Consider the following 26980-nt stretch of genomic DNA (forward strand, 5'->3'; position numbering starts at 1 on the left):
CTATTTTCTTTTCTCTGTTTTCTTTTTCTCTTCTTCGGCAACTTGTTTTCTCAAATTCATTTCGGCTTCAGTAGCTGTTAGTTGTAAATCTGGCAAAGTATCAACAGATATTGCTAAAATGGAATCTTTGTTGACTTTAGCGTATTCTAAGTTACCATTTAAAACTTTTTTTATAGATTCTAGATAAGCTTCGTTTTTCTTAATAGCAAATTCTAATGAATCTGATTTTAGAGCTAATTCGGTAGCGTCTTTTTTCAATTTTGTTGAAGTATAACCCGGAATATATTCTCTTAAAGGTGTAAAAGCAATAATAAAAGTAGTCACAAAAATGATTAAAATAGCTCCAATTGAGGCAAAAACAAAGACATTCATCAAGGTTAATCTCAATGAAAAAACTTCTTCAAAAGTCTCATCATTTAAAATTACTAAACGATTTTTAGTGAAAAGATGTTTCTTTAGTTTTTGCTTTTTGAGGCGCTTTTCAGACATGTTTTTTTATTATTATACAAATATAGAAAATTTGTTGAATTGCTATGTTTATTAAGGTTTTTGCTTTTTAAAAAAATAAAATGAATAACTAAAAACTATATTAAACTTAAATTAATTGTAAAAATTTTTAGTAATCACAATTCACGACCATTTTATTTTTACATTTGCATATTGTAAATAACTGAATTTAATTTTTAATAAATAAAAAAATGAATTTTTTAACTATATTTTTAGGGTTTATGCCAGGAGGATCTGAGTGGATACTTATCATTGTAGTGGTATTGTTGCTTTTTGGAGGTAAAAAAATTCCTGAACTAATGAAAGGTTTAGGTTCTGGAATAAATGAATTTAAAAAAGCTTCAAAAGGTGAAGATCAACCTGCTGATTCTAAAAAAGAAGAAACTAAAGAGTAATCTTATTAAGTTTAAAATAAAAAAATCCCAAATTCTAAATTGTTTTAGAGTTTGGGATTTTATATTTACAGTATCATTGTAAGTTGTATTCGCTTTCTGTCTTCATCAACCTCAACAACTTTTACTTGAACGTGTTGGTGGAGTTTTACGACTTCATTTACATCACTAACAAATCCTGCTTTTAGTTGGGAAATGTGAACCAAACCGCTTTCTTTTACTCCAATATCCACAAAACATCCAAAAGCGGTGATGTTGTTTACAATTCCAGGTAAAATCATTCCGGTGCGAACGTCTTTTATGGTTTTAACATTAGGGTCAAATTCGAAAACTTTGGCAGCTTTTCTTGGATCTAATCCTGGTTTTACTAATTCTTTCAGAATGTCATTTATACCAAGAATTCCGATGGTTTCGTTGGTGTAACTTTCTGGTTTTATTAAGGCTATTTTTTCTTTGTTGGCTATTAATTCGTTTACCGAAATTTTTAAATCTTTTGCCATTTTCTCCACAATTGGATAAGCTTCTGGATGCACCGCAGAATTATCTAAAGGATTTTTTCCGTTGTGAATTCTGACGAAAGCTGCGGCTTGTTGATACGCTTTTTCACCAAGTCTTGGCACTTTTTTAATTTGTTTTCTATCTTCAAATGGACCATTTTCTTGACGATAAGCAATAATGTTTTCGGCCATCTTCTCTCCTATTCCACTGACATAACTCAACAATGATTTACTTGCTGTATTGATGTTAATTCCAACTGAATTCACACATCTAATCACGGTGTTATCCAATTCTTCTTTCAATTTAGTTTGATCTACATCGTGTTGGTATTGCCCAACTCCAATGGATTTTGCATCAATTTTTACCAATTCTGCTAAAGGGTCTGAAAGTCGTCTTCCAATAGAAACCGAACCACGAACTGTAACATCATAATTTGGAAATTCGTCGCGAGCAATTTTACTTGCCGAATAAATGGATGCTCCAGCTTCAGAAACCACAAAAACCTGAACTGGTTTCTCGAAAGCAATTTTCTTGATAAAGAATTCGGTTTCGCGACTTGCTGTTCCGTTTCCTATGGAAATTGCTTCGATGTTGTAAGCGTTTACCATCGATTTTATCTTTTTCATCGCCATTGCAGTTTCATTTTGCGGCTGATGTGGATAAATGGTTTCGTTGTACAATAAATCGCCTTTTTCGTCCAAACAAACAATTTTACAACCACTTCTATAACCTGGATCTATTGCTAAAATTCGTTTTTCTCCTAATGGTGGCGCAAGTAACAACTGACTCAAATTTCCGGCAAAAACATCAATGGCTTTGATATCAGCTTTGGTTTTGGCTTCTTGTAACGTTTCATTCGAAATGGCAGGATGAAGTAATCTTTTGTAACTATCTTCAATTGCCAATTGAACATGATTAATAGATGGACTATTCCCATTTTTGATTATAATCTCATCAATCAAATCGTAAGTTTCATCAATATCGGTTTCTATTTTTAGTTTTATAAACCCTTCGTTTTCTGCACGAAGCATTGCTAATAATCTATGTGAAGGTGCTTTTGACAAAGGTTCTGCCCAATCAAAATATTGTTTGAATTTTTGAGCTTCTTCTTCTTCAGCTTTCTTTTTTACAACTTTAGTTTCAATAACGGCTTTTCTGTTATACAATCGACGCAAACTTTGACGTACGGCAATATTTTCGTTTATCCATTCGGCAACAATATCTCTTGCACCTTGCAGTGCTTCTTCTTCGTTTTCAACATTTTTATTGATATATTGTGTCGAAAGAAAATCTACATCGTCATTTTTTTGCGCTAAAATTAATGTTGCTAATGGTTCTAATCCGTTTTCGCGAGCTACATCGGCACGTGTTTTTTTCTTCTTTTTATAAGGCAAATACAAATCTTCAATTTCTTGTAGATCGAATGATTTTTTAATTTTTGACTTTAATTCTGGTGAAAGTTGTCCTTGTTCTTCAATCGTTTTTAGGATGCTTTCTTTACGTTTTACAATCTCGTCGAATTGCTTCGAAAGTTTTGCAATTGATTCTATTTGAACCTCATCAAGATTTCCGGTTTGGTCTTTTCGATAACGAGAAATAAACGGAATGGTGCAATCTTCTGATAGTAATTTTAAGGTTGCTTCAATGTTTTTTGGAGTAGTATTTACTTGGCTTTGAATGAAATTAATGTTCGTCATTTGATTTTTTTATTTCACAAATTTAATTGGGTTTGGATAATAATTAACTATTTCTTTTTTGTTAATATTATATGCAACGTAAACTGAATATAAAATATTTAATATTAAAAGTAAAAAATATATCTGAATAAAGTATGGGAAAATATAGGAATGAGAAATTTTACCATAAACACCTATGATTAAAATTAAATTGTTGACTAAGGAAAATAATATTTGAAAATTTAAAATGTTTTTACCTTGATTGTTAACATCAATAATAGTATCTTTTTTATTTAACCATAAAATAAGTGGTAAAATAATATTTCCTAGTGGGATAATTAAATTCAATAAAATTGATAAATGAAGAAAAATTAAATAACTTCTATCTTCTCTTTTACCAAAATCCACTATTTCTTCAATATTGATTTTTAAAACATCACAAATTTGTTTTAATGTATTTCCTCTTGGTTCATTTTCGTCTTTTTCAATTCGTTGTAATGTTCTTAAATTGATCTTTGATAAATCCGAAAGCTCTTCTTGAGTCATTCCTTTTTGCTTTCTAATTTTTGAAATTTTTGATCCAATAGTTTCCATAATATAGTTTTTAAAATTTCTTCAAAATTAGACATCATTAAATATTTTGTGTTGCGGTTTTTATACGACATGTTTACGACATTTGTGTCAAAACATTTGTTTCCAATGTGTTTACATTACAAATTCTAAATAATTTTGTTTGTTTATCACTTCAAAAATAGCTTCTGGGTAGGCTTTTGCAAAAGCTGTTGGTATTTTAGCTTTTCGGTTTTCATTCCATTTGAATTCAAATCCGCTTAGTTTGCCATTTTCTTCTTCAAGCCAATCTAATTCTTGTTGATCGTAGGTGCGCCAAAAAAAATTGGATACCGACTTCTGATTATAATTTTGAAACTTTATTCTTTCGGTTACTAGATAATTTTCCCATAATTCACCGACATCATTTCTTGCTTCTAATCGATTGAAATTGTTAATTATGCCGTTTCGAATGCCGTTGTCATAAAAATACCAACGGTTAGATTTTGTAATTTCTTTTCGCAAATTTCTACTAAATCCTTCTACTTTATGTAAAATAAAAACCTTTGTTAATAAGTCTAAATAATTTGCAACCGTATTTTTTGAAATTTGTAAATTATTGGCTAATTCTTGAACAGAAACCTCTTTTCCTACCTGAAAAGCAATCAATCGCAACAAATCATAAATTTTATCAGAATGTTTTGTCGGTAGGTTGACCAAATTAATGTAAATTTAATTATTTGACATTATAGAATTATAAATTTTAAATCCTAAATCAGTGTAAAGAAATCCTACTGGAATGTTTATTAACAATAGAACTAAAGTAAAAATTATGGTAGTTCTTTTTTCACCTTCTTTAAAATAGGAAATGAGTAATCTCAAAAATACATAGCTATTAAATCCTAACGCAGTGAAAAAATATAAAAAAACTAAATAAATAGTTCCTATATATTCTGTAAAGTAAAAAATTAACATAAGTAGTGTTGCCACTAAAAAAGTGAATAGAGAAACTTTTCTTCCAAAATTTATATCTTTATCTAATCTATCGTTTATGTTCAAATTTTTAACAGCTAATTTTATTTACTCTTGTTGCGTGTCTTCCGCCTTCGAAATCGGTAGTTAAAAAAGTATCTACAATTTCTATTGCTTGTTGAATTGAAGTAAATCGCGCCGGAATACTTACCACATTTGCATTATTATGTTGGCGCGCAAGCGCCGAAATTTCTTTGGTCCAGCAAAGTGCAGCACGAATTCCTTGGTGTTTGTTGGCAGTCATTGCAATTCCGTTTCCGCTTCCGCAAATTACAATTCCTAAATCAGCTTTTCCTGATTCAACATCAGTTGCTACAGGATGACCGAAATCGGGATAATCAACACTGTCAAAAGTATCGGTTCCGTGGTTTAAAATTTCGTGTCCTTTTGAAACTAAATAATCAACAATTGCTTTTTTATAATCTGGACCTGCGTGATCGTTTCCGATAGATATTTTCATTCGTTACTGTTTTTTAATTCGTTTTCTATTTCTTCAATTGTTGGTAAACTACTTTTTAATTCTTCTGGAAGAATTTCTGTTAATTGAAATTCACTTATTCCAATTGGTTTGTTTAAATCTCGTAATGCAAATTCAGCTTCGATGTTGTTTTTGTCTCTGCACAACAACAATCCAATGGTTGGTTTATCATCTTCTGCTTTTAACAATGAATCAATTGCAGATAAATAGAAATTGATTTTTCCTGCATATTCTGGAATAAACTTAGTGTTTTTTAATTCAATAACAACATAACATTTTAATCTTATATGATAAAAGAGTAAATCTATAGCATAATCATTTTCTGCTATTGCAAAACGATATTGCTGTGCTACAAAAGCAAACCCTTTTCCTAATTCTAATAAAAATTTCTTTAAATGTAGAATTAACTGGTTTTCTATATCTTTTTCTTTCGCTTTTATTGATAAGGTTAAAAAATCAAAAACATAAGGATCTTTTAAAGTTTGTTCTGCTAAATCTGAAAATGGTTCAGGTAAAGTATTTTTGAAATTATTAATTACTTTTCCATTTCTTTCAAACAAATCTGTTTTTATTTGAAGTGCTAAAGTTTCTCTACTCCAATTGTTTTCAATGGTTTGTTGAATATAAAAATGAGCTTCTTTTTCATTTTTAATCTTATTTACAATAAGTTTAATGTGACCCCATGGAATTTGTTTAACGAAATTTAAATCGTCCTCAAGTTGGGGACTTTTTATATTTTGTAAATCGTCCTCAAGTTGGGGACGCTTTGTAAAATAATTATAAAATAGTTTACAATATTTGAGATTTGTAACTGAGAACCCTTTCATTTCAGGAAATTCATCTTGTAAATCTGATGATAAATTTTCTAAAAATTTACTTCCCCATTCTGCTTGCTTTTCTGAAATACTTTTTCCTAAATCCCAGTAAAATTTTATTAATTCAGAATTTACCGCAATTGCCGCTTTTATTTGAACCGAACGAACTTGTTTTTTTAGTTCATTAATCCAAATTTTATACTCCGAATTGTGCTTATTTATTTCTGACATACTTATTAAATAACAATTACAAATTTAGTCATTCTTATTTGTATTTCCATTTCATTTTTTTAAAAATATAACTGGCTGATTTACTTACGTTAAGGAAATATTGTTAATAAGATATATTTATAAGTAACTGTAAATCATTACATTTTATTTAATTCAAATGTTAAAATTTTACATTGTTAATAGCATTTTGTAATGTGTTGAAAATCAGTTAACCTTAAATTAACATAACTTGTTAACAACTTTATATAGTTTTTTAGAAGTTTTTCTTGGTTGTATGTAAATTAATTGTAATCAAAAATTGAGATTAAAAATCCTAATTTAGTTTGAGGAATTTTTAGAAAAGTTATCAATATAAAATTTTAGCTTTTCAACAGAAATTAACAATCAAACTTATCTACAAAAACTATACTTTTTCACTTGTTAACAACTGTTGATTGTTTCTAAAAATCGCTTCAAAATGAACGAATTAGTTTCTTAAAAGTATGTTAATAAATCGGTATAAATAATCATAACTAAAAAAATACCTTTTAAAAAATAAAGTTATTGTAGTAATTAACACGCTATAATAACCATCAAAAATTTAATTAAATTTAAAATATTTTTTTGTTGTATTTAATATATGTTGACAACTTTCAAATTTTTTAGAGAAAAGAAAATAGAATATAGAGAATAGACTACACGATATCTAGATTAGTATTTAAGTCGTTCAAAATTTCTTTTACAACTTCTATATCGTTTGGATGAATTTTTAAATGAATTCCGCCGTAAGCAAAACTCGCTAATGGATCAACTGAAATTAGATTTTCGTTTTGAAAGAAATAGTCAATTTCTCTATTGTCTAAAATCGATTTTAAAACCGTAATTTCATGAGCAAAATTAAAGGTTGCAATCGTTACAAAGTCGTTCATTTTAATTTTTTTATAAAGATACAAAAGTTATATTTTAGATAAATCTAGCTGTTAATCACTATTTACTAATTACTATTCACTAATTTTATACTTTATAAGAACAGAAATTATGAGTAAACCACCAAAAAAGTTTGGAAAAAAACCGAAAACTTATTCGGAAAAAATATTAAAAATACTATCACAAAACGCAAATAAACCATTCAATTACAAGCAAATATGTGCTATTCTTGAATTGACCGATACCAAAAGCAGAAACGAAATTATAAAAGATTTAAAGATTCTAGCTGCTCAAAAAGTTATTATTGAAAACGAACCTGGAAGTTATTTAGTGAAAGCAGTTTCGCAAGATTACTACGAAGGAACGATTGATATGACATCCAGAAGAACTGCTTATTTTATTTGTGACGAATTTGAAGATGATGTTTTTATTCCCACAAATAACCTGAACCACGCGTTAGATAAAGACAAAGTTAAGGTTTATGTTTACAACCGTAGAAAAGGTAAAAAGCCTGAAGGTGAAGTCATTGAAGTTCTTGAAAGAAGTAAAACAGAATTTGTTGGAGTTATTGACATTCAAAAGAATTTTGCTTTTGTAACTACTGCCAATGCTAAAATGTACACCGATATTTTTATTCCGAAAGATAAATATAACGGAGCTGAACAAGGTGATGTTGTTGTGGTTCGAATTGAAGATTGGCCAAAGAAAGCCGATTCACCATTTGGTTCGGTAATCAATGTTTTAGGAAAACCTGGTGAACACGATACCGAAATTCATGCAATTTTAGCCGAATATGGTTTGCCGTATGATTTCCCAGTTGAAGTGGAAGTTTTTGCTCAAAAATTAGACACAGCCATTCATCCAGAAGAAATTGCAAAGCGTCGTGACATGCGCGATACGTTGACGTATACCATTGATCCAAAAGATGCCAAAGATTTTGATGATGCTTTATCGTTTAAAAAATTAGAAAATGGAAACTACGAAATTGGAATTCACATTGCCGATGTTTCTCATTATTTGCAAGAAGGAACCATTCTAGATGAGGAAGCTTACAACCGTGGAACTTCGGTTTATTTGGTTGATAGAGTTGTGCCAATGTTACCTGAAGTTTTATCCAATTTTGCTTGTTCATTACGTCCGAATGAAGAGAAATATACTTTTTCTGCGATTTTTGAAATCGATCATAAAGCAACCGTAATCAATCAATGGTTTGGAAGAACTGTTATCAATTCTGATCAACGATTTTCGTATGAAGAAGCACAAGTAATTATCGAAACTAAAGCTGCTACCATTCCGGCAGAAATTTCGTTAACAGGAAAAGAATACAATGCATCTGATGAAATTACCGAAGCCACTTTAAAATTAGACGAATTAGCAAAAATTCTTCGTAGAAAAAGAATGAGTGAAGGTGCTATTTCATTTGATAAAGTGGAAGTAAAATTCAATTTAACAGAAGATGGCGAACCTGAAGGAGTTTATTTCAAAGTATCGAAAGATGCCAATCATTTGATTGAAGAATTCATGCTTCTTGCTAATAGAAAAGTGGCAGAATACATTGGAAAACAAAAGAAAACATTCGTTTATAGAATTCACGATGAACCAAATGAAGACAAGCTTTTTGCAATGCAAGCTTTGATTTCTAAATTTGGTTATAAAATTGATTTACGTGATAAAAAAGACATTTCTAAATCGTTAAACCAATTAATGTCAGACGTTAACGGAAAGAAAGAACAAAATTTAATTGATACGTTGGCAATTCGAACGATGAGTAAAGCCAAATATTCGACAGAAAATATTGGTCACTACGGATTAGCATTCGATTATTACAGCCATTTTACATCGCCAATTAGACGTTATCCTGACGTTATGGTACATAGATTACTTCAATATTATTTAGATGGCGGAAAATCGGTTTCTGCAGAAGAATTTGAAGAAAAATGCGAACATTCAAGTAATATGGAAAGTTTAGCCACAAATGCCGAACGTGATTCGATTAAGTACATGCAAATTAAATACATGCAAGATCACAAAGACGAAGAGTTTTTGGGCGTAATTTCTGGTGTAACCGAATGGGGAATTTATGTAGAAATCATTTCTAATAAATGCGAAGGAATGTGTAGAATTCGTGAAATTAAAGATGATTATTACACGTTTGATGAAAAACAATATGCTTTAGTTGGTGAAATTTCTAAGAGTTTACTACAATTAGGCGACGAAGTTTACGTTAAAGTAAAGAATGCTGATTTGGTTAAAAAACAATTAGATTTTACTTTTTTAAGAAAGAATGAGTAAAATTAGTATTCAGTGTTCAGTTTGCATTGTTTCAGTATTTTTTTAAACTTTTACTGTAACAATTCTGTTTTACTGTTGTCTTTAAAAGAAAAAACATCATGAAAAAAATAATTTGTAGTTTCTTATTGATTAGTTCAATCGCATTTTCACAAACAGAAAAAAGTGTTGGGGATTTTAATAAAGTAACTTCTTTTGATCAAATTGAAGTTTTACTAATTCCATCCGATGAGAATAAAGTAGTTCTAGACGGTTCAGGTTCAGAAGATGTTGAAATTGTTAATAAAAATGGTGAGTTAAAAATTAGAATGCGTTTAACAAAAATGCTTTCTGGTGAAAATATTTCAGCTACGGTTTATTACAAAAATATAGATGCAGTAGAAGCTAATGAAGGATCAAGAATTTCTTCTGAAGCTACATTTAAATCTACCACTTTTGATATCATTGCAAAAGAAGGATCGCAAATTAAAATCAAAATTAATGTAGATAGATTAACAGTAAGAGTTGCTAATGGTTCTACTATTTCAATCTCTGGAACTGCTAAAAATCAGGATGTTTTAATCAATTCTGGCGGAATCTATGAAGCTGAAAGACTTAAAACTAGTCAAACTATAATTACTACAAATGCTGGTGGCGATGCCGATGTTTATGCAACCGATTTGGTTGACGCTAAAGTTCGTGCAGGCGGTGATATTAGAATCTACGGTAAACCAAAACAAATCAATCAAAAAATTGTTGCAGGCGGAACGATTAAAGAAGGAAATGATTAGTACTTTTTGTTTTTCAGAATAAAAGTTAGATATTTGATGAAGCAAAGTTTATTCTTTTAAACTTCAAATCCATAAACTTTTTAAATGATAAACGATATATTATCTGCCATACCTTGGGGAATTTTACTTGCATTTACTGTTGGTCCAGTTTTTTTTGTACTTCTTGAAACTAGTATTACAAAAGGATTTAGAGCAGCAATGGTTTTTGATTTTGGAGTAGTTTTTGCCGATTTTGTATTCATTCTTATAGCTTATTTTTCTACCAATCAAATACTTGAAAAACTTAAAGACGATCCAGGATTATTTATCTTTGGTGGCGCTGTAATGTTGGCTTACGGAGTCATTTCTTATGTAAAAGAAAAAAAGAGTTACAAAAAGCAACTTGATGAAGAATTTGAAGATGATAATATCCAAAAAAACAACTACTTAGGTTTATTTTTTAAAGGATTTCTGTTAAATTTCATAAACATTGGAGTCTTAGCTTTTTGGATGGGAATCATCATTGTTTTTGGTCCAAAACTAAATATGGAAACCAATAGAATTATCCTTTTTATAGCTTGTATTATCCTTACTTATTTCGCAGTTGATATCATAAAAATTATGGTTGCCAAACAACTAAAATCAAGAATGACACCGCACAATATTTATAAGATAAAAAGAGTTATCAGTATTATTCTAATGATTTTTGGTGGTTTTTTAATGGCTCAAGGTTTCTTCCCAAAAGAAAAAGAAATGATAAAAGAGAAGTTCGGAATTAAAGAACCAGTTGTAAATGAAAAATATAATTAAATTACTTTTTTTATTTTTTACACTTTCATTTTATAGTCAAAATGATACTATTACGGTTTTAAAACCATATAGTTATGTAATAGAATCAATTGATTCGACCAAATTAGTTTATAAAGGTTTAGATGATAAAAATTCAATTTTAAGATTAATAGATACTGTTTCTTACATAAGCAAATCGAATATTAGTTTTGTATTTGCAAACAAATTAAACGTTGTTTATCGAGGTTTAGAAAATAAAATTTCAATAGTTGTACCGAATTCAAAATCTTTCACAGCATCAGGAAATTATTTGTATAAAAACAGTAATAATGAATATGTATTATTAGCAGGATTTGGAGATGAAGCGTTAATTTTATTAAATATTGAGATGAATGATGGTTCAATTAGGAAGGAAAAACATGAATTTAGAATCAAAGATATTCCTAATTTATATGGTAAAATAAATAAATATTTTTGTAATCATTCTATTTTATTAATGTCAAAAGAAGAACTTTTAACATCAAAATTATCTGTTGGTTTTCCAAGTGAATTTCCAATTGATATAAATATTGAATTATTACAATTTACAGTTGAAATAGATAATAAAACTTATTTAGTTAATGGAAATAAATTTAATAATGAAGTTACATCTTTAATAAGTCAATTACCTATAAATTCAAAGTTCTCTATAAAATCTTTCAAATCCAATGTTAATTTCAATAATTGCAAACCATATCCAATTCAAAATATTGAAATAATGATTGTTGAAGATAATTACTTTAAAAATGATGAATTTGATAAATAAGTTATTCATATTTTTTCTTTTTTCAACTCTTTCATTTTATGGACAAAATGATACAATTTCAGTTGTTAGGCATACAGATAATGACTTTGTTATTCCAAAAACCAAAAAATTAGTTTACAGAGGTATTTTTAATGAAGTTTTTATTGATGTTCCAAATTCAAAATCTTTTGAAGTTGAAGGAATTGGTGTTACAAAAAAAGATAAAAACATTTATAGTATTAATCCTTCATCAGGTAAAGAATTAATAATCAGTATTAAAGGTATTTTAAAAAGTGGTAAAAAGTTTTATGAAAAACATATTTTTGAAATTCGTAATGTGACTAATGTCGAAGCAAGAATTAATAATCTTGATGGATTTGAAGTCAGAATGCAAAAAAACAATCTTTTAAATGCAGTTATTAAATTAGGTTTTCCAGATAAAAATATTGGTATCAGACTAAGTATTAAAAGCTTTCAGCTAAAAATACCAGGATATAGTTCAATGCATATTGATGGAAATAGTATTAAAGAGATTGATTATAATAAAATAATTAATAGAGTTAAGATAGGTGATGAAATTGTTATAAGTGATATAAGATTTACTGCAAATATTAATGCAAACATTTGTAAAATTAATCCAATAATAATTGAGATTTATTAATTTTTCTAAAAATTTACAATAAAAAATCGTCCAAGTTTACTTGAAGGTTTCATAAGCATTGCCCGGATTCGATCATCACTTTAATCAATTTTTTCTAAAAATTTACAATAAAAAAACCTCCAAGTTTCCTTGATGGTTTCAGAGGCATCGTCCGGATTCGAACACAACTTTAATTAATTTTTTCTAAAAATTTAATATAAAAAAAAAGAGACACATTTCTGTATCTCTTGTAGAGGCATCGTCCGGATTCGAACCGGAGTAGGAGCTTTTGCAGAGCCCAGCCTAGCCGCTCGGCCACGACGCCAATTATTTATTGGATTGCAAATATATAAAAAAGTTTAAAGTTTGAAAGTTTAAACTTTAAAAAGTTTCATTTTCTTACTTCGTACTTCTAATCTTGTACTTCGTACTTAATTCCTGTATTCTTCCATTTCTATAGTAACAGCTTCAACATCACCACCAATAGGCGGATTTAGTTTAGAAACTGCCAACACAATTCTAGAAACAGATGGAATTTCTTTAAAGATTCTAGTGATGATTCGATGAGCTACATGTTCTAAAAGTTTGGCTCTAATATCCATTTCTTCCACTACAATTTGATTTAAAAGTACATAATCAACCGTATCTTTCAATTCATCTGTGAGTGAAGACTTTCTTAAATCAGTTTTAATTTCTAAATCAACTCTATAGTCTGAACCAATTTTTCCTTCTTCTTCAAGACATCCATGAAAGGAAAAAGTTCTAATATTCTGTAATTTAATTGTTCCCATTTTTTTTAGTTTTCAGTCTCAGTTTTCAGTCTCAGTAACAAGTTTCTAAAAGAAATCTGTAAACTGTAAACCGAAAACTGTAAACTTTTTTATCTTTGCTAAAATTACGAAATAATTATGTCAACAGAAGAAAAGTCTCTGAATTTTATTGAACAAATCATAGAAGAAGATTTAAAAAACGGATTATCACAAGATAAACTTCGTTTTCGTTTTCCGCCTGAGCCAAATGGTTATTTACACGTTGGTCATGCGAGTGCTATTTGTTTAAATTTTGGTTTAGGAATTGATTATCAAGCGCCAGTTAATTTGCGTTTTGATGATACCAATCCTGCCAAAGAAGAACAGGAATTTGTTGACGCAATTAAAAAGGATGTAGAATGGCTTGGTTTTAAATGGGATAAAGAATGTTATGCTTCTGATTATTTCCAAGAGTTATACGATTGGGCAGTTCAGTTTATAAAAGATGGTAAAGCTTATGTAGATAGCCAAACTTCGGAAGAAATGGCTATTCAAAAAGGAACGCCAACAACTCCAGGAACCGATTCTCCATATAGAAATCGTTCCGTTGAAGAAAATTTAGACTTATTCGAACGAATGAAAAATGGCGAATTTCCAAACGGAACCCACATTCTTCGTGCTAAGATAAGTATGGGCGCTAATAATATGTTGATGCGTGATCCAATTATGTATCGAATTTTACATGCTCACCATCATAGAACTGGGGATAAATGGTGTATTTACCCAATGTACGATTGGGCTCATGGCGAAAGTGATTATTTAGAACAAATTTCGCATTCGTTTTGTACGCTTGAATTTTTACCTCATAGAGAATTGTACGATTGGTTTTTGAATCAAATTTATGATAGTAATAAAGTTCGACCAAAACAAAGAGAATTTGCTCGTAGAAATCTTTCACATACTGTAGTTTCTAAAAGAAAATTATTGCAATTAGTTCAAGAAAAGCATGTTACCGCTTGGGATGATCCAAGAATGAGTACTATTTCTGGAATGAGAAGACGTGGTTATACACCAGCATCAATAAGAAATTTTGCTAATACCATTGGAATTGCAAAACGTACAAATTTAATTGATGTTTCGCTTTTAGAATTTTGTGTTCGCGAAGATTTGAACAAAACTGCTCCAAGAGTTATGGCAGTTTTGAATCCTGTGAAGTTAGTTATTACTAATTATCCAGAAGGAAAAGAAGAAAGTTTAGAAGCTGAAAACAGTCAAGAAGACGCAAGTTTAGGTTTTCGTCAAGTGCCATTTTCTAGAGAATTATATATTGAAAGAGAAGATTTTCAAGAGGAAGCCAATAAGAAATTTTTCCGTTTGACCTTAGGAACAGAAGTTCGTTTAAAAAATGCTTATATCATTAAAGGAGAATCAGTTGTAAAAGATTCTGAAGGAAATATTACTGAAATTCATTGTACTTATGATGAAGAATCTAGAAGCGGAAGCGGAACAGAAGCTAGTCAAAGAAAAGTAAAAGGAACGATTCATTGGGTTTCAATTAATCACGCAATTGAAGCTGAAGTTCGCTTATATGATAGGCTTTTTACACATGAAAATCCTGATGGCGATAAAGAAGTGGATTTTAAAGAATACATTAATCCAAACTCTTTAGAAGTAATTACAGGATATCTTGAACCAAGTTTGGCAACTGCAAAAGATGGTGAAAGATTTCAATTTCAACGATTAGGATATTATTGTGTTGATAAAGATTCTTCTTCCGAAAAATTAGTTTTTAACAAAACAGTTGGCTTAAGAGATACTTGGGCAAAAGTGGAAAGTAAAGAATAATCCAATTTTGTCATTTCGACAAAGGAGAAATCTCAAAAACTATTTTAAAAATAAAATAGTTTTTTATTATAAAACCCAGCAGAAATGTTGGGTTTTTCTATTATTGAAAAAACTTATCGTAAAATAAAAAGTATATTTTTTTACTATCAAAATCGGCTTTTATATTTTAATTTTAATCAATTTTTAAAAATTCACCAACATAATTCACCAAACCATCAATAAACGTTGGTTATTTGGCTTTAAAATGGTTTTTACTTCTTTAACGACGATTTAACACTACGACACGATAAAATTTCGTAACTTTAGTATAATAAAAATTTAAAAGTTATGTCAAGTAAAAATGGAAATAGCATTTTAGCAATTTTAGCAGGTGCTGCAATCGGAGTTGGATTAGGAATTTTATTTGCACCAGACAAAGGTTCAAAAACTAGAGAAAAAATAAAAGAAGGTTTTGATGATCTAAAAGGAGAAGCCAAAACAAAATGGGATGCACTAGAGGAAGATACCAAAGAGAAATTTTCTAAAACCAAAGATGAGTTAAAAGAAACTGTTGAGGATTTACTTTCTAGTTCAAGTTACAAAGCAGAAGAAGCAATTACTTTTCTTGAAGAAAAATTGGCGGAGTTAAAAAAGCAAAACGCAAAACTTCAGAAATAATGGCTTTTGAAGAATTAAAAGAAAATACTGAAGCAATTCAAGAAAATGCCAAAGCTTATGTAGAAAGCAGTTTAGCTTACTACAAACTTTGGGGTTTCAAAGTGGCTATGAAATCAACAACTCTAATGCTCAAATTTTTCTTAATTGCATTGTGCTTGATGATTGTTTTGCTTTTTATTTCCATAGCAGGAGCAATGGCCTTAGGACAATTATTTCAAAGTTATCCACTAGGATTTCTTGCTGTTGCAGGAATTTATTTGATATTGGCTTTGTTATTATTTTTAGTAAAAGATAAAATAGTAGAAGGTCCAATTTTAGAGAAATTTTCAGAAATATTTTTTAACGACTAAATTATGGAAACAAAAAAATATTCGTCCTATGCAGCAATAGAGCAGGATTTAGAAATTCTAAAATTAGAAAAAGAACTCTATTATCAAAAGATGCTTTTAAGTATTGATAAAACTAAAGAAAGTATTCTGCCCTCTAAATCAGTTTCTTTTATTGGAAATCTGTATCAAAAGGTATTTTCAGGTACTTATGGAACGCTTTTAAAAATAGCAATTCCGTATATCATCAATTGGTATATAAACAGAAAAAGAGGCGATTAAGCCTCTTTTTTTATATGAAAAACTTCATTAAACTTCGTCAGTTGGATTTGAAGTATCATTTGGATTAAAATCTGTTGAAGTGTGATCATTTTTTGTTTTCACACGTTTTGGTTGGTTTTTCATTGTTTCACCAATTTGGTTGCTTGCTGAAAAACTTGCTACCATATTATTCAACATGTCGCTTCCAGCTTGTGGTGAATTTGGTAATAAAATTAAGTTTGAATTTGTATCTGCACCAATAGCTTGTAAAGTATCATAATGTTGCGTAACTACAATCAATGCAGAAGCTTCTTGTGAGTTAATTCCAACAGAATTTAACACTTCAACACTTTCTACCAATCCACGAGCAATTTCTCTTCTTTGGTCGGCAATACCTTGACCTTGAAGTTTTTTACTTTCAGCTTCAGCTTTTGCTTTAGCCACAATTCTAATTCTTTGTGCTTCTGATTCAAATTCTGCAGCTGTTTTTTCTCTATCAGCAGCGTTGATTCTATTCATCGCATTTTTAACTTGAATATCTGGATCAATATCAGTTACCAAAGTATTGATAATATCATATCCATAAGTAGTCATTGCTTCGTTCAATTCACGTTTTACAGCAATAGCAATATCATCTTTTCTAACGAAAACGTCGTCCAAAATCAATTTAGGAACTTCAGCACGAACTACGTCAAAAACATAAGCAGTAATTTGATCGTGTGGATATTCTAGTTTATAAAAAGCTTCATAAACTTTGTCTTGAATTACTTTAAACTGAACCGAAACTTTCATTTTGATAAACACGTTATCTTTAGTTTTGGTTTCAATTAATACATCAAGTTGTTGAATTCTTAAGTTTACTCTTCCGGCAACTCTGTCAATAATTGGAATTTTAAGTTGTAAACCTGAGTTTCTAATACTTGTAAACTTTCCAAAACGTTCAATAACTACAGCCGTTTGTTGCTTTACTGTAAAGAAAGAAGAAAATAAAATAATTAATCCGAAGACTACTAAAACAATCAAAAATGGTCCCATGTGTAATATTTAGTTTGTTAATACAGTTATTATACGAGAATAATGTATGTTTGTTACAAATAAATATTTTAATAATGAAGAAATTATTTTTTATCCTTGTTTTTTGTGCCTTCACAAATTTAGCTTTCTCTCAATATAGAAATAGAGATGGAAATAGAATAGGGTTGTCGGCCGGAGTTTCTCAAACGAGTTTATTTACATCAGATTTTGATGCCAAACCTGGAATGGGCTTTGCAGGTGGACTTTCTGTTAGAGGAAATTATTACAATAATTGGAGTATGATTTATGGAATGCAATTTTTCAGCAATAATTTTAGTCTTGAATCAACATCGTTAACTTCATTAGCTAAAGAAACAGAATTCAATTTACAAGGCGTACAAGTGCGATTATTGTTAAGTTACAATGTTGTTGAAAACCATGTATCGTTTGATTTTGGTCCTGTTTTACAGATTAATGGAAAGCTTTCTGTTAACGAAAGAGATCAAAATAATATTTTAAACGGTACAGCACTTACAGCAAAGCAAATAGAAGAAGTTTCTACCATCAATGGAAATTTTTATGCTGGCTTTTCAGCTGGAGGTAAAGTTGTTCGTGCAGTTATTTTTTATGAATACGGATTTACTAATATCTTCAGTAAATTGAATAAGAATGATGATTTTAAAATACTAACAGGAAACCAAAGTATTAAAGGAAATCTGGGAACTATCAACGGTCAGATTATTTTTAATTTGTAAAAACAGTTTCTTTATTTTTTAGTATTATTAATTAAAAAACACCTTTTTATGAAAAATATATTAACAAGCTTTACTTTATTTTTAGTTTGTGTTTTAAATGCTCAACAAGTAATTGTTGAAGAAAAGTTTGAAAAAGATATCGTTCCTATTGGATATCATTTTTCGCCTTTATCTAATAAAATTTTTATTGAAAAAGGTAAACATAGCGTTGGTATGTCAAGAAATAAGCAAGTTAATAGTATTGTTTGTTATGATTCAAAAGGTTCAAAAACCAATTTGTTAGAAAATGTTAACGTAATGAATGTTCGTTTTTCACCATCAGGAAGTTTATTAAGAACTGATGAATACGAAAAAATGAGTTTTTCAGGTGATCATAAATTCTATAAAAACGGAAAAAAGATTGCAGAACTTCCAAAGAGCAACACTTTTAGTCTTATATTAGATGACTTTCTTTTTAATAACGGAAATAAAATTGTAGGCGAAGATTTGAATTTTACAATTACTGAATTACCTTCATTTAAAAAGATTTCAAAGAAGTATGAATTGCCAAGCCTTGATAGAATAGTAAATGCAAACAATGTTGATTATGCTAGAGATGTAGTAACAAGTACAAGAGCATCCAACGATTATTTTGACATAATTTCAAAATCAATTTCAAAAGACTATAAGTCAACTACTTTATATAGAACAAGATATAATTATGATGGAAAAAAAATAAGCGATATCGGCTATAAAATTGATATTAAAAACGATTTTTTAATATACTCAAATAATAGCGGTGGTAATACAGAAACAAAAGGTTTTGGCGACACTGCTAAACGTATTTTTTCAGATGATTTAAGTATCAACAACTTTAAAGTTGACCCTTCTACAAATGAAGTTTATGTTTACGGATTATATGGCAAAAGAGCTGAAAGATCAAATGATAATTCTAATACTCCATTGGGTTATTATGTTTTTAAATTTAATGAAGACGGCACAAAAATTTGGGAGGTAATAAATGCTATAGATGACAAAGGTGATTTTACAGACAATCAAAACATGACTTATCTTTACGTGGATTTATTTTTAATGGGTGAATCTGTTGTTTTTAGTGCAGGAGCAAAGGAATCATTAGATGATTATATTCAATATGTAAAATTAAATTCTAATGGAAAAGTTGATTCAAGTTCTAAAATAACATTTAAATCAGAATCAAATGCTTATAACATTACAAGTTATGGAGATAAGAAATTTCTTCACGCAAATCTTACCAATAAAGAAGATTTGAAGAATAAAAATTTAGATTACAAAACCATGGTAGTTTATAACACAAACCAAAAAGTAAAAGATTATATAAAAACAGTTAACAACAAAAATAAAACATCTTTTTGTACCGCTGTTAACAAAGGAAATACTTGGCTAATTGAATCAGATAATGAAACGTATTACAAAGTAACTTACTTTGAAAACTAAAAAAAAGCCCTGAATTTCAGGGCTTTTTTTTCTACAATGTTGCAATTGCTTTTTCTAATCGTTTGATTGTTTCGTCTTTTCCAATCAATTCAACAATGTCAAAAAGATGTGGTCCTTTTAAAGCACCAACCAAACTCAATCGGAAAGGTTGCATTACTTTACCCATACCAATTTCGTTTTTAGTCATCCAATCTTTTACAATCGTTTCTATATTTACTGAAGTGAAATCGCCAATATTTTCTATAACAGAAATTAATTGTTGCATTAAATTTGGTGTTTCTTCTTTCCAGTTTTTAACTGCTTTTTCATCGTAAGATGTTGGTGCAACAAAAAAGAAGTCACTCATTTCCCAAAATTCAGAAACAAAATTTGCTCGTTCTTTTATTAACGAAACTATCTTAATTAATTTATTATTATCAACAACAATTTCTTTCTCAGATAGAATAGGAGCGAAGGCTTTTGCCAAACTTTCATCACTTTGCTTTTGCAAATACTGATGATTGAACCATTTATTTTTCTCAGGATCAAACTTGGCTCCAGCTTTATGAACTCTATTCAAATCAAATTTTTCAGCCAATTCTTCTAATGAAAACAATTCTTGATCTGTTCCGTCATTCCAACCTAAAAGTGCCAAAAAGTTAATTACAGCTTCAGGAAAGAATCCTTTTTCTCTGTATCCAGATGAAATTCCTTCTTCGGTTTTCCATTCTAAAGGAAATACCGGAAATCCCATTTTATCACCATCACGTTTTGATAATTTTCCGTTTCCAATTGGTTTTAAAATTAATGGTAAATGCGCAAATTCTGGAGCTTCCCAACCAAATGCTTTGTATAATAAAACGTGTAATGGCATACTTGGTAACCATTCTTCACCACGAATAACATGAGAAGTTTCCATTAAATGATCATCAACAATATTCGCTAAATGATAAGTTGGCATTCCGTCAGATTTGAATAAAACTTTATCGTCTAATAAATTAGTATCAAATTTTATATCGCCACGAATAATGTCATTCAAATGCAACGTTTCATTCACAGGAGTTTTAAATCGGATAACATAATCAGCACCTGATGCAATTCGTTTATCGGTTTCTTCTTTAGAAATCACTAATGAAGTATCTAATTTTTCACGATTATGCCAATTGTAAATGAAGGTTTTTCCTTCTGCTTCGTGCTGTTTTCTATGTGCATCTAAAGCTTCTGCTGTGTCAAAAGCATAATAAGCCCAACCAGAATTAATCAATTGGTCAGCATATTGTTTGTATAAATCTTTTCTTTCAGACTGACGATAAGGGCCAAATTTTTCGTTTTTCCCAACGGTTTCACTTGGTGCAATTCCCAACCATTCCAAAGCTTCCATTATGTATTCTTCTGCTCCAGGAACAAATCGATTTTGGTCGGTATCTTCAATTCGTAAATAGAAAACACCACCATGTTTTTTAGCAAATAAATAATTAAATAAAGCGGTTCTTACACCACCAATATGCAATGGTCCAGTTGGACTTGGTGCAAAACGCACACGAACTTGTTTAGACATCTTGTTATAATTTGATGCAAAGATACGTTTTCAAGAATCAACTTCAAAAATCAACTTCAACTTCAAAAAATCTTAATACTTAATACTCAAATCTTAATACACATTCCTTTTTACAAAGATTTAACTTTTATCGTAAGTATAAATTTGTATTTTTATCGGTTATAAACATAGTATCAACAATTTTGGAACATCAAAACATTATATTCGATAAACTCGAACAGTTTATTAAGAAGTTTTACACAAACGAATTACTACGTGGAACCATTTTCTTCGTCGGAATAGGTTTGCTTTATTTTCTTTTTACGCTTTTTGTAGAATATTTTCTTTGGCTAAAACCTACAGCGAGAACCATTTTATTTTGGACATTCATCGCAGTAGAACTTTTCTTGTTGTTGCGTTTCATTTTATTTCCTCTCTTTAAATTATTCAAACTTCAAAAAGGAATTAATTATGACGACGCTTCCAAAATTATTGGAAATCATTTTAATGAAGTAGGCGATAAGCTTACCAATTTTTTACAATTATCTCAAGATAAAAATAAATCTGAATTATTAGTTGCTTCAATCGAACAGAAAGCAAATACGCTTCAACCCATTCCTTTTGGAAATGCAATCAATTTCGGAAGTAATAAGAAATTTTTACCGTTAGCAATTATTCCAATTTTGTTTTTTGCGTTTTTCTATTTGTCAGGAAATAGTAGTTTTATTTCTCAAAGTTTGAATCGTGTGGTTAATTACAAACAACAATTTTTACCGCCAGCTCCATTTGAATTTCAACTTTTGAATAAGTCTTTACAAACCGAACAAAACCAAGATTTCCTTTTGAAAGTAAAAACAGTCGGAAAAATTGTTCCAGAAAACGCTATGATTTTTATTGGTGAGGAAAGCTATTTTATGGAAAGTACTAAGCCTGGAGAATTTCAGTTTGTCATTCCTAAACCAAAAGAGAATTTAGAATTTCATATTGAGGCAAATGAGGTTTCGTCTAATGATTATGAATTGAATGTTGTTACAGTTCCATCGATTGCAAACTTCGAAATGGTTTTGAATTTTCCTGGGTATTTGAATAAAAAAGCAGAAGTAATTAAAGGAACTGGTAATGCTGTGCTTCCAGAAGGTACTCGAGTAACTTGGAGAATGAATACCTTAGCTACTCAAAAAGTGGAATGGTTGGATGCTTCAGCTAAGTATGCTTTTACAAAACAAGAAAATCAATTTTTGTTGTCAAAAAATATTGTTCAAAATACAGATTACCAAATTGTTACTTCAAATAATAAGGTTCAAAACTACGAAAAGTTGAATTATCAGATTTCCGTGGTTAAAGATCAATTTCCAACAATTACTGTAGGAAATGCGCCAGACAGTCTTAAAATCGAAAAAAACTATGTTTTAGGCCAAGTATCAGATGATTACGGGCTTTCGAAATTGCAAGTAGTTTATTATCCAAAAGACAAACCAAATTTTGCCAAACGTGGAACAATTGCTGTAAAGAGAGATGTCTACGACCAATTTGTTTTTGCTTTCCCAAGTAATTTACCTGTTGAAGAAGGCGTTTCGTATGAATATTATTTCGAGATTTTTGATAACGATGCTTTACACAATTTCAAGAGCGCAAAGTCTTCTGTTTTTTCAAACAGAATTGCTACAGAATCTGAAAAGGAAGACCAGGTTTTACAACAGCAAAATGATAATATTAACTCCTTAGAAAAGTCTTTAAAAACGCAAGATAAGCAATTGAACGAAATGGAGAAGTTGCAAAAAATGGGTAAAGAAAAAGATAATCTTGAATTTAAAGAACAGCAAAAGGTTAATGATTTCTTGAACAAACAAAAGCAGCAAGATGAATTAATGAAAAATTTTGCTGAAAAGATGAAAGAGAATTTAGACAAAGTTAAAACTGAAAAGAAAGATGAAGTAAAAGAGGTTTTAAAAGAACGTCTAGATAAAGTTGAAAAAGATTTAGAAAAAAATAAAAAGCTTTTAGATGAACTTCAAAAGTTAAATGAAAAACTTCAAAAAGAAGAGTTGTTTGAAAAGATGGATAAGCTCAAACAGCAGAGTAAAAATCAAACAAAGAGTCTACAACAATTAGTTGAATTGACTAAGAAATATTATGTAGAAAAGAAAGCAGAACAAATCGCAGATAAATTAGATAAGCTTTCAGAAAAGCAAGAAAAGTTATCTGATAATGACAAGGAAAATTCTACTGAAAAACAAGAAGAAATAAACAAAGAATTTGACAAAATTCAAGAAGAACTTAATGAATTAGAAAAAGAAAATAAAGAATTAAAAACTCCGGTTGAACTTCCAGATACAGCTCCAAAAGAGAAAAGCATTGATGAAGATTTAAAGAAAGCTTCAGATGAATTAAAGAAAGATTCTAAGTCAGCTGCAAAACCAAAACAAAAAAGTGCTTCAAAGAAAATGAAGCAAATGAGTCAAGACATGCAAGCTAGTATGGAGTCAGGCGAGATGGAACAAATGGATGAAGATATTGCAATGTTGCGTCAAATTCTTGACAATCTATTAGCTTATTCTTTTTCACAAGAAAACGTTATGAAGGAGTTTAGAGGTTTAAAAAGAGGTTCTTTGAGTTTTAATAAAAACCTTAAAATCCAACAAGATTTAAAACAACAGTTTAAACATGTTGATGATAGTTTGTTTGCACTTTCATTACGTAATCCTAAAATAGCTGAAGAGGTAACTACTGAGGTAGGAAATGTTCAATATAACGTTGACAAATCTTTAGAAACTTTGGCAGATGCAAATGTACCAAAAGGAATTTCTCACCAACAATTCGCAACAAGTTCGGCTAATAAATTGGCAGACATGTTAGCAGACACCATGAATAATATGCAGATGTCTATGTCAATGTCAGGCGCAGGAAAAGGAAAACCTAAACCTGGTGAAGGAAGCGGAATGCAATTGCCTGATATTATCAAAAAGCAAGAAGGACTTGGAGAAAAAATGAAGAAAGGCATGAAGCCTGGTCAAAAGCCAGGCGAAGGAAAAGATGGAAAAGAAGGTGAACAAGGAAGTGGTAAAGAAGGTCAGAAGGAAGGAAAAGATGGTAAAGGTAAATCTGGAAAAGACGGAAAAAGTGGTGGTAGCGGAAACAGTCAAGGTGATTCTGATGGTGAAAACGGCGAAGATGGAGAAGGCGATGCAAAAGCAATCATGGAGATTTATAAAGAGCAACAACAGTTAAGAGAAGCGTTACAAAATGAACTTAACAAACAAGGTTTAGGCGGTCAAGGCCAAAACGCTTTAAATCAAATGAAGCAAATAGAGAAACAATTATTAAACAAAGGTTTCAATAATGAAGTGCTTCAAAAGATGCTAAATTTAAAATATGAAATGCTCAAATTAGAGAAAGCAATTCAACAACAAGGCGAAGAGAAGAAACGTCAGTCAGAGACTAATAAAAAAGAATTTACTAATTCAACGAATGCTTTACCTAAACGTTTGCAAGAATATTTGAATAGCGTTGAAATTTTAAACAGACAAACCTTACCTTTGCGCTCCAATTTTAACCAAAAGGTTCAAGAATATTTCAAAACAAATGATTAGTTTCAATTACGAATTAGAGTTTCAACTTGAAAACGAAGAACAATATTCTTCATGGATTTCAAATGTTATTTCATCTGAAAACAAAAAGGAAGGTGATATTAATTATATCTTTTGTGATGACGAATACATCCTTGAAATCAACAAGCAATACCTAAATCACGACTATTACACAGACATTATAAGCTTTGATTATTCTGTAGGAAATGAATTACATGGCGATATTTTCGTTTCTATAGAAAGAGTCTGTGAAAATGCGATAGAATTTGAGGTTACTTTTGATGAAGAACTCAAAAGGGTTCTTGCTCATGGTGTTTTACACTATTGTGGATACAAGGATAAAACCGAAGAAGAGGAGCTGATAATGCGCTCCAAAGAAGATGAGAAAATCAAAATGTTTCACGTGGAACATTAATTGTTTTTATAATTTGAATTTACAAACGTTCCACGTGGAACAATAAATAAGTCGAGTATATATTTATCTCGAATCAAAATAAAATGTTTTTAGAAAAATACGATGTTATTGTTGTTGGTGCTGGTCATGCTGGTTGTGAAGCTGCTGCTGCTGCTGCTAATTTAGGTTGCTCAACCTTGTTGGTTACAATGAGTTTGCAGAACATTGCTCAGATGTCTTGTAATCCTGCAATGGGAGGAATTGCTAAAGGTCAAATTGTTCGTGAAATTGATGCGCTTGGCGGATATTCAGGAATTGTTTCTGACAAAACCGCAATTCAGTTTAAGATGCTTAATAAATCAAAAGGCCCAGCAATGTGGTCGCCAAGAGTTCAATCAGACAGAATGCGTTTTGCTGAAGAATGGCGATTAATGCTTGAGCGAACTCCTAATGTAGATTTTTATCAAGAAATGGTTTCGGGTTTGAGTATCAAAAACGGAAAAATTGAAGGAATAAAAACTTCTTTGGGAATTGAAATTAAAGCTAAAACAGTTGTTCTTACAAATGGTACTTTTCTAAATGGTTTGATTCATATTGGTGACAAACAATTTGGAGGAGGAAGAGCTGGAGAAAGTGCTGCTTATGGAATAACAGAAGATTTGTTAAAAGTAGGTTTTGAATCAGGAAGAATGAAAACCGGAACCCCACCAAGAGTAGATGGTCGTTCTTTAGATTATTCTAAAATGCAAGAAGAAGCTGGAGATGTAAATCCAGATAAGTTTTCATATTCAGATGAAACAAAACCATTAATACACCAAAGATCTTGTCACATGACTTATACTTCACTTGAAGTTCATGATATTTTGAGAGAAGGTTTTGATAGGTCACCGATGTTTAATGGTAGAATTAAATCACTCGGACCAAGGTATTGTCCTTCTATTGAAGATAAAATTAATCGCTTTGCAGATAAAGAAAGACATCAACTTTTTGTCGAACCAGAAGGTTGGGATACGGTTGAAGTTTATGTAAATGGTTTTTCAACATCCTTACCAGAAGATGTTCAGTTTAAAGCATTACGTTCTGTTGCAGGTTTTGAAAAAGTAAAATTCTTTAGACCAGGATATGCCATAGAATATGATTATTTTCCACCAACACAATTAAAGCATACATTAGAAACTAAATTAGTTAATGGTTTATATTTTGCTGGTCAAATTAACGGAACAACCGGTTATGAAGAAGCGGCTTCTCAAGGAATGATGGCTGGTATTAATGCTGCGCTTAAAGTAAAAGAGCAAGAACCAATGATTCTTAAAAGAGATGAAGCTTATATTGGCGTTTTAATAGACGATTTGATTACCAAAGGAACAGAAGAGCCGTATAGAATGTTTACTTCTCGCGCTGAGTTTAGAACACTTTTGAGACAAGATAATGCCGATTCTCGTTTAACACCAAAATCATTTGAGATTGGTTTGGCTTCAGAAAAGAGAATGCGTAGAATGGAAGAGAAGTTTGCGAAAAGTGATGCTATGGTAAATTTCTTTAAAGAAACCAGTGTAACTATCGAAGAAGCAAATCCTGTTTTAGAAGCCAAAGGAAGTTCGCCAATGGTTCAATCGGATAAAATGTTTAAAGTTTTTTCTCGTCCACAAATTGATTTAGATGATTTCATAAAGTTTGACAAAGTAAAACAATACATTGAGGATAATGATTTAGATAAAGAAATTATCGAACAAGCAGAAATCAATGTTAAGTATTCGGGCTACATTGAAAAAGAAAGAAACAATGCCGATAAACTTACACGTTTGGAGGATATGAAAATTCCGGAGGATTTCGACTACAATAAAATAAAATCGATGTCAATTGAAGCACGACAAAAATTAAGTAAAATACGTCCTGTAACAATTTCACAAGCTTCAAGAATAAGTGGAGTTTCTCCAAGTGATATTTCAGTATTGCTAATTTACATGGGAAGATAATTCAAAATAAGATTTATGAAGGTTAGAACACGAAGTAAAATAAATATTGAATTTTAACCTTCGTATTTTGTATTTCTAACTTCTAACTTTGAAGTGTTCCACGTGAAACT

The 26980-nt window shown here is 30.2% G+C and carries 26 protein-coding genes and 1 tRNA gene; 15 read left to right on the top strand and 12 right to left on the bottom strand.

Annotated elements, in window-relative coordinates:
* The gene (locus ACIQ06_RS05760) at positions 1-489 is read right to left on the bottom strand and encodes a peptidase (protein WP_298305118.1); all 489 of its coding nucleotides are present in this window, start codon (positions 487-489) and stop codon (positions 1-3) included.
* Between the two features lie 209 nt (positions 490-698).
* On the opposite strand from ACIQ06_RS05760, the gene tatA reads away from it, so the two are divergent.
* Positions 699-902, top strand: a complete 204-nt coding sequence (gene tatA / locus ACIQ06_RS05765; RefSeq protein WP_345093482.1) for a twin-arginine translocase TatA/TatE family subunit — start codon at positions 699-701, stop codon at positions 900-902.
* Positions 903-967: 65 nt separating this feature from the next.
* Here tatA and ACIQ06_RS05770 read toward each other — a convergent pair whose 3' ends face one another.
* From ACIQ06_RS05770 to ACIQ06_RS05800, 7 genes are all read right to left on the bottom strand, one after another.
* On the bottom strand, positions 968-3094 hold the full coding sequence (locus ACIQ06_RS05770; protein WP_396144363.1) for a Tex family protein: 2127 nt from the start codon (positions 3092-3094) through the stop codon (positions 968-970).
* A 9-nt stretch (positions 3095-3103) separates the two neighbouring features.
* Positions 3104-3667, bottom strand: coding sequence for a DUF4870 domain-containing protein (locus tag ACIQ06_RS05775; RefSeq protein WP_396144365.1), 564 nt, complete (start codon positions 3665-3667; stop codon positions 3104-3106).
* A gap of 111 nt (positions 3668-3778) precedes the next feature.
* A complete protein-coding gene (locus ACIQ06_RS05780; RefSeq protein ID WP_396144367.1) occupies positions 3779-4342 on the bottom strand; it encodes a DUF4143 domain-containing protein in 564 nt (187 codons plus the stop codon).
* A 12-nt stretch (positions 4343-4354) separates the two neighbouring features.
* Complete coding sequence (locus ACIQ06_RS05785) at positions 4355-4681, bottom strand: hypothetical protein (RefSeq protein ID WP_396144369.1); 327 nt, start codon at positions 4679-4681, stop codon at positions 4355-4357.
* A gap of 4 nt (positions 4682-4685) precedes the next feature.
* On the bottom strand, positions 4686-5114 hold the full coding sequence (rpiB, locus tag ACIQ06_RS05790) for a ribose 5-phosphate isomerase B (protein WP_396144371.1): 429 nt from the start codon (positions 5112-5114) through the stop codon (positions 4686-4688).
* The gene (locus tag ACIQ06_RS05795) at positions 5111-6178 is read right to left on the bottom strand and encodes a YhcG family protein (protein WP_396144374.1); all 1068 of its coding nucleotides are present in this window, start codon (positions 6176-6178) and stop codon (positions 5111-5113) included. Before ACIQ06_RS05795 ends, rpiB begins: the two co-directional genes overlap by 4 nt.
* A 674-nt stretch (positions 6179-6852) precedes the next feature.
* Positions 6853-7086 carry a DUF2007 domain-containing protein gene (locus tag ACIQ06_RS05800; protein ID WP_290835674.1) on the bottom strand — a complete coding sequence of 78 codons (234 nt, stop codon included), beginning with the start codon at positions 7084-7086 and terminating at the stop codon, positions 6853-6855.
* Between the two features lie 109 nt (positions 7087-7195).
* On the opposite strand from ACIQ06_RS05800, the gene rnr reads away from it, so the two are divergent.
* The 5 genes from rnr to ACIQ06_RS05825 all read left to right on the top strand — a co-directional run bounded on the left by rnr (position 7196) and on the right by ACIQ06_RS05825 (position 12356).
* Positions 7196-9376, top strand: coding sequence for a ribonuclease R (gene rnr, locus ACIQ06_RS05805; RefSeq protein ID WP_396144377.1), 2181 nt, complete (start codon positions 7196-7198; stop codon positions 9374-9376).
* Positions 9377-9474: 98 nt separating this feature from the next.
* Positions 9475-10143, top strand: coding sequence for a head GIN domain-containing protein (locus ACIQ06_RS05810; RefSeq protein WP_396144379.1), 669 nt, complete (start codon positions 9475-9477; stop codon positions 10141-10143).
* An 84-nt stretch (positions 10144-10227) separates the two neighbouring features.
* A complete protein-coding gene (locus tag ACIQ06_RS05815) occupies positions 10228-10932 on the top strand; it encodes a LysE family translocator (RefSeq protein ID WP_396144382.1) in 705 nt (234 codons plus the stop codon).
* Positions 10916-11716, top strand: coding sequence for a hypothetical protein (locus tag ACIQ06_RS05820; protein ID WP_396144384.1), 801 nt, complete (start codon positions 10916-10918; stop codon positions 11714-11716). The genes ACIQ06_RS05815 and ACIQ06_RS05820 overlap by 17 nt, the downstream gene beginning before the upstream one ends.
* A complete protein-coding gene (locus ACIQ06_RS05825; protein ID WP_396144386.1) occupies positions 11697-12356 on the top strand; it encodes a GldM family protein in 660 nt (219 codons plus the stop codon). The genes ACIQ06_RS05820 and ACIQ06_RS05825 overlap by 20 nt, the downstream gene beginning before the upstream one ends.
* A gap of 233 nt (positions 12357-12589) precedes the next feature.
* On the opposite strand, the gene ACIQ06_RS05830 is transcribed toward ACIQ06_RS05825, so the two are convergent.
* A tRNA-Cys gene (locus tag ACIQ06_RS05830) sits at positions 12590-12660 on the bottom strand.
* A gap of 106 nt (positions 12661-12766) precedes the next feature.
* The gene (folB, locus tag ACIQ06_RS05835; RefSeq protein WP_344815799.1) at positions 12767-13126 is read right to left on the bottom strand and encodes a dihydroneopterin aldolase; all 360 of its coding nucleotides are present in this window, start codon (positions 13124-13126) and stop codon (positions 12767-12769) included.
* A 117-nt stretch (positions 13127-13243) separates the two neighbouring features.
* Between folB and ACIQ06_RS05840 the strand changes: the two genes are divergently transcribed.
* The 4 genes from ACIQ06_RS05840 (at position 13244) to ACIQ06_RS05855 (ending at position 16194) form a co-directional block, all read left to right on the top strand.
* Positions 13244-14929, top strand: a complete 1686-nt coding sequence (locus ACIQ06_RS05840) for a glutamine--tRNA ligase/YqeY domain fusion protein (RefSeq protein WP_396144389.1) — start codon at positions 13244-13246, stop codon at positions 14927-14929.
* A gap of 327 nt (positions 14930-15256) precedes the next feature.
* Entirely contained in the window at positions 15257-15586 is a 330-nt protein-coding gene (locus ACIQ06_RS05845) for a YtxH domain-containing protein (protein ID WP_298303296.1), read from the top strand.
* On the top strand, positions 15586-15936 hold the full coding sequence (locus ACIQ06_RS05850; RefSeq protein WP_396144392.1) for a competence protein: 351 nt from the start codon (positions 15586-15588) through the stop codon (positions 15934-15936). The genes ACIQ06_RS05845 and ACIQ06_RS05850 overlap by 1 nt, the downstream gene beginning before the upstream one ends.
* A 3-nt stretch (positions 15937-15939) precedes the next feature.
* Complete coding sequence (locus ACIQ06_RS05855) at positions 15940-16194, top strand: DUF6327 family protein (RefSeq protein ID WP_396144395.1); 255 nt, start codon at positions 15940-15942, stop codon at positions 16192-16194.
* A 27-nt stretch (positions 16195-16221) separates the two neighbouring features.
* Here ACIQ06_RS05855 and ACIQ06_RS05860 read toward each other — a convergent pair whose 3' ends face one another.
* Positions 16222-17208: an SPFH domain-containing protein gene (locus tag ACIQ06_RS05860; protein ID WP_396144397.1), complete on the bottom strand. Its 987-nt coding sequence runs from the start codon at positions 17206-17208 to the stop codon at positions 16222-16224.
* A gap of 74 nt (positions 17209-17282) precedes the next feature.
* Between ACIQ06_RS05860 and ACIQ06_RS05865 the strand changes: the two genes are divergently transcribed.
* Complete coding sequence (locus ACIQ06_RS05865) at positions 17283-17942, top strand: PorT family protein (protein WP_396144399.1); 660 nt, start codon at positions 17283-17285, stop codon at positions 17940-17942.
* A gap of 48 nt (positions 17943-17990) precedes the next feature.
* On the top strand, positions 17991-19397 hold the full coding sequence (locus ACIQ06_RS05870; protein ID WP_396144401.1) for a hypothetical protein: 1407 nt from the start codon (positions 17991-17993) through the stop codon (positions 19395-19397).
* A 31-nt stretch (positions 19398-19428) separates the two neighbouring features.
* On the opposite strand, the gene gltX is transcribed toward ACIQ06_RS05870, so the two are convergent.
* Complete coding sequence (gltX, locus tag ACIQ06_RS05875; protein WP_396144404.1) at positions 19429-20934, bottom strand: glutamate--tRNA ligase; 1506 nt, start codon at positions 20932-20934, stop codon at positions 19429-19431.
* Positions 20935-21116: 182 nt separating this feature from the next.
* On the opposite strand from gltX, the gene ACIQ06_RS05880 reads away from it, so the two are divergent.
* The 3 genes from ACIQ06_RS05880 to mnmG all read left to right on the top strand — a co-directional run bounded on the left by ACIQ06_RS05880 (position 21117) and on the right by mnmG (position 26870).
* Positions 21117-24503, top strand: coding sequence for a hypothetical protein (locus ACIQ06_RS05880; RefSeq protein ID WP_396144406.1), 3387 nt, complete (start codon positions 21117-21119; stop codon positions 24501-24503).
* Positions 24496-24915 carry an rRNA maturation RNase YbeY gene (ybeY, locus tag ACIQ06_RS05885; protein WP_396144409.1) on the top strand — a complete coding sequence of 140 codons (420 nt, stop codon included), beginning with the start codon at positions 24496-24498 and terminating at the stop codon, positions 24913-24915. The genes ACIQ06_RS05880 and ybeY overlap by 8 nt, the downstream gene beginning before the upstream one ends.
* A gap of 83 nt (positions 24916-24998) precedes the next feature.
* Positions 24999-26870 (top strand): tRNA uridine-5-carboxymethylaminomethyl(34) synthesis enzyme MnmG, encoded by a 1872-nt coding sequence (gene mnmG, locus ACIQ06_RS05890; protein ID WP_396144413.1) that lies wholly within the window; start codon positions 24999-25001, stop codon positions 26868-26870.
* Positions 26871-26980: the final 110 nt, after the last annotated feature.

The organism is Flavobacterium sp. (assembly GCF_044341265.1).
Lineage (GTDB): Bacteria > Bacteroidota > Bacteroidia > Flavobacteriales > Flavobacteriaceae > Flavobacterium.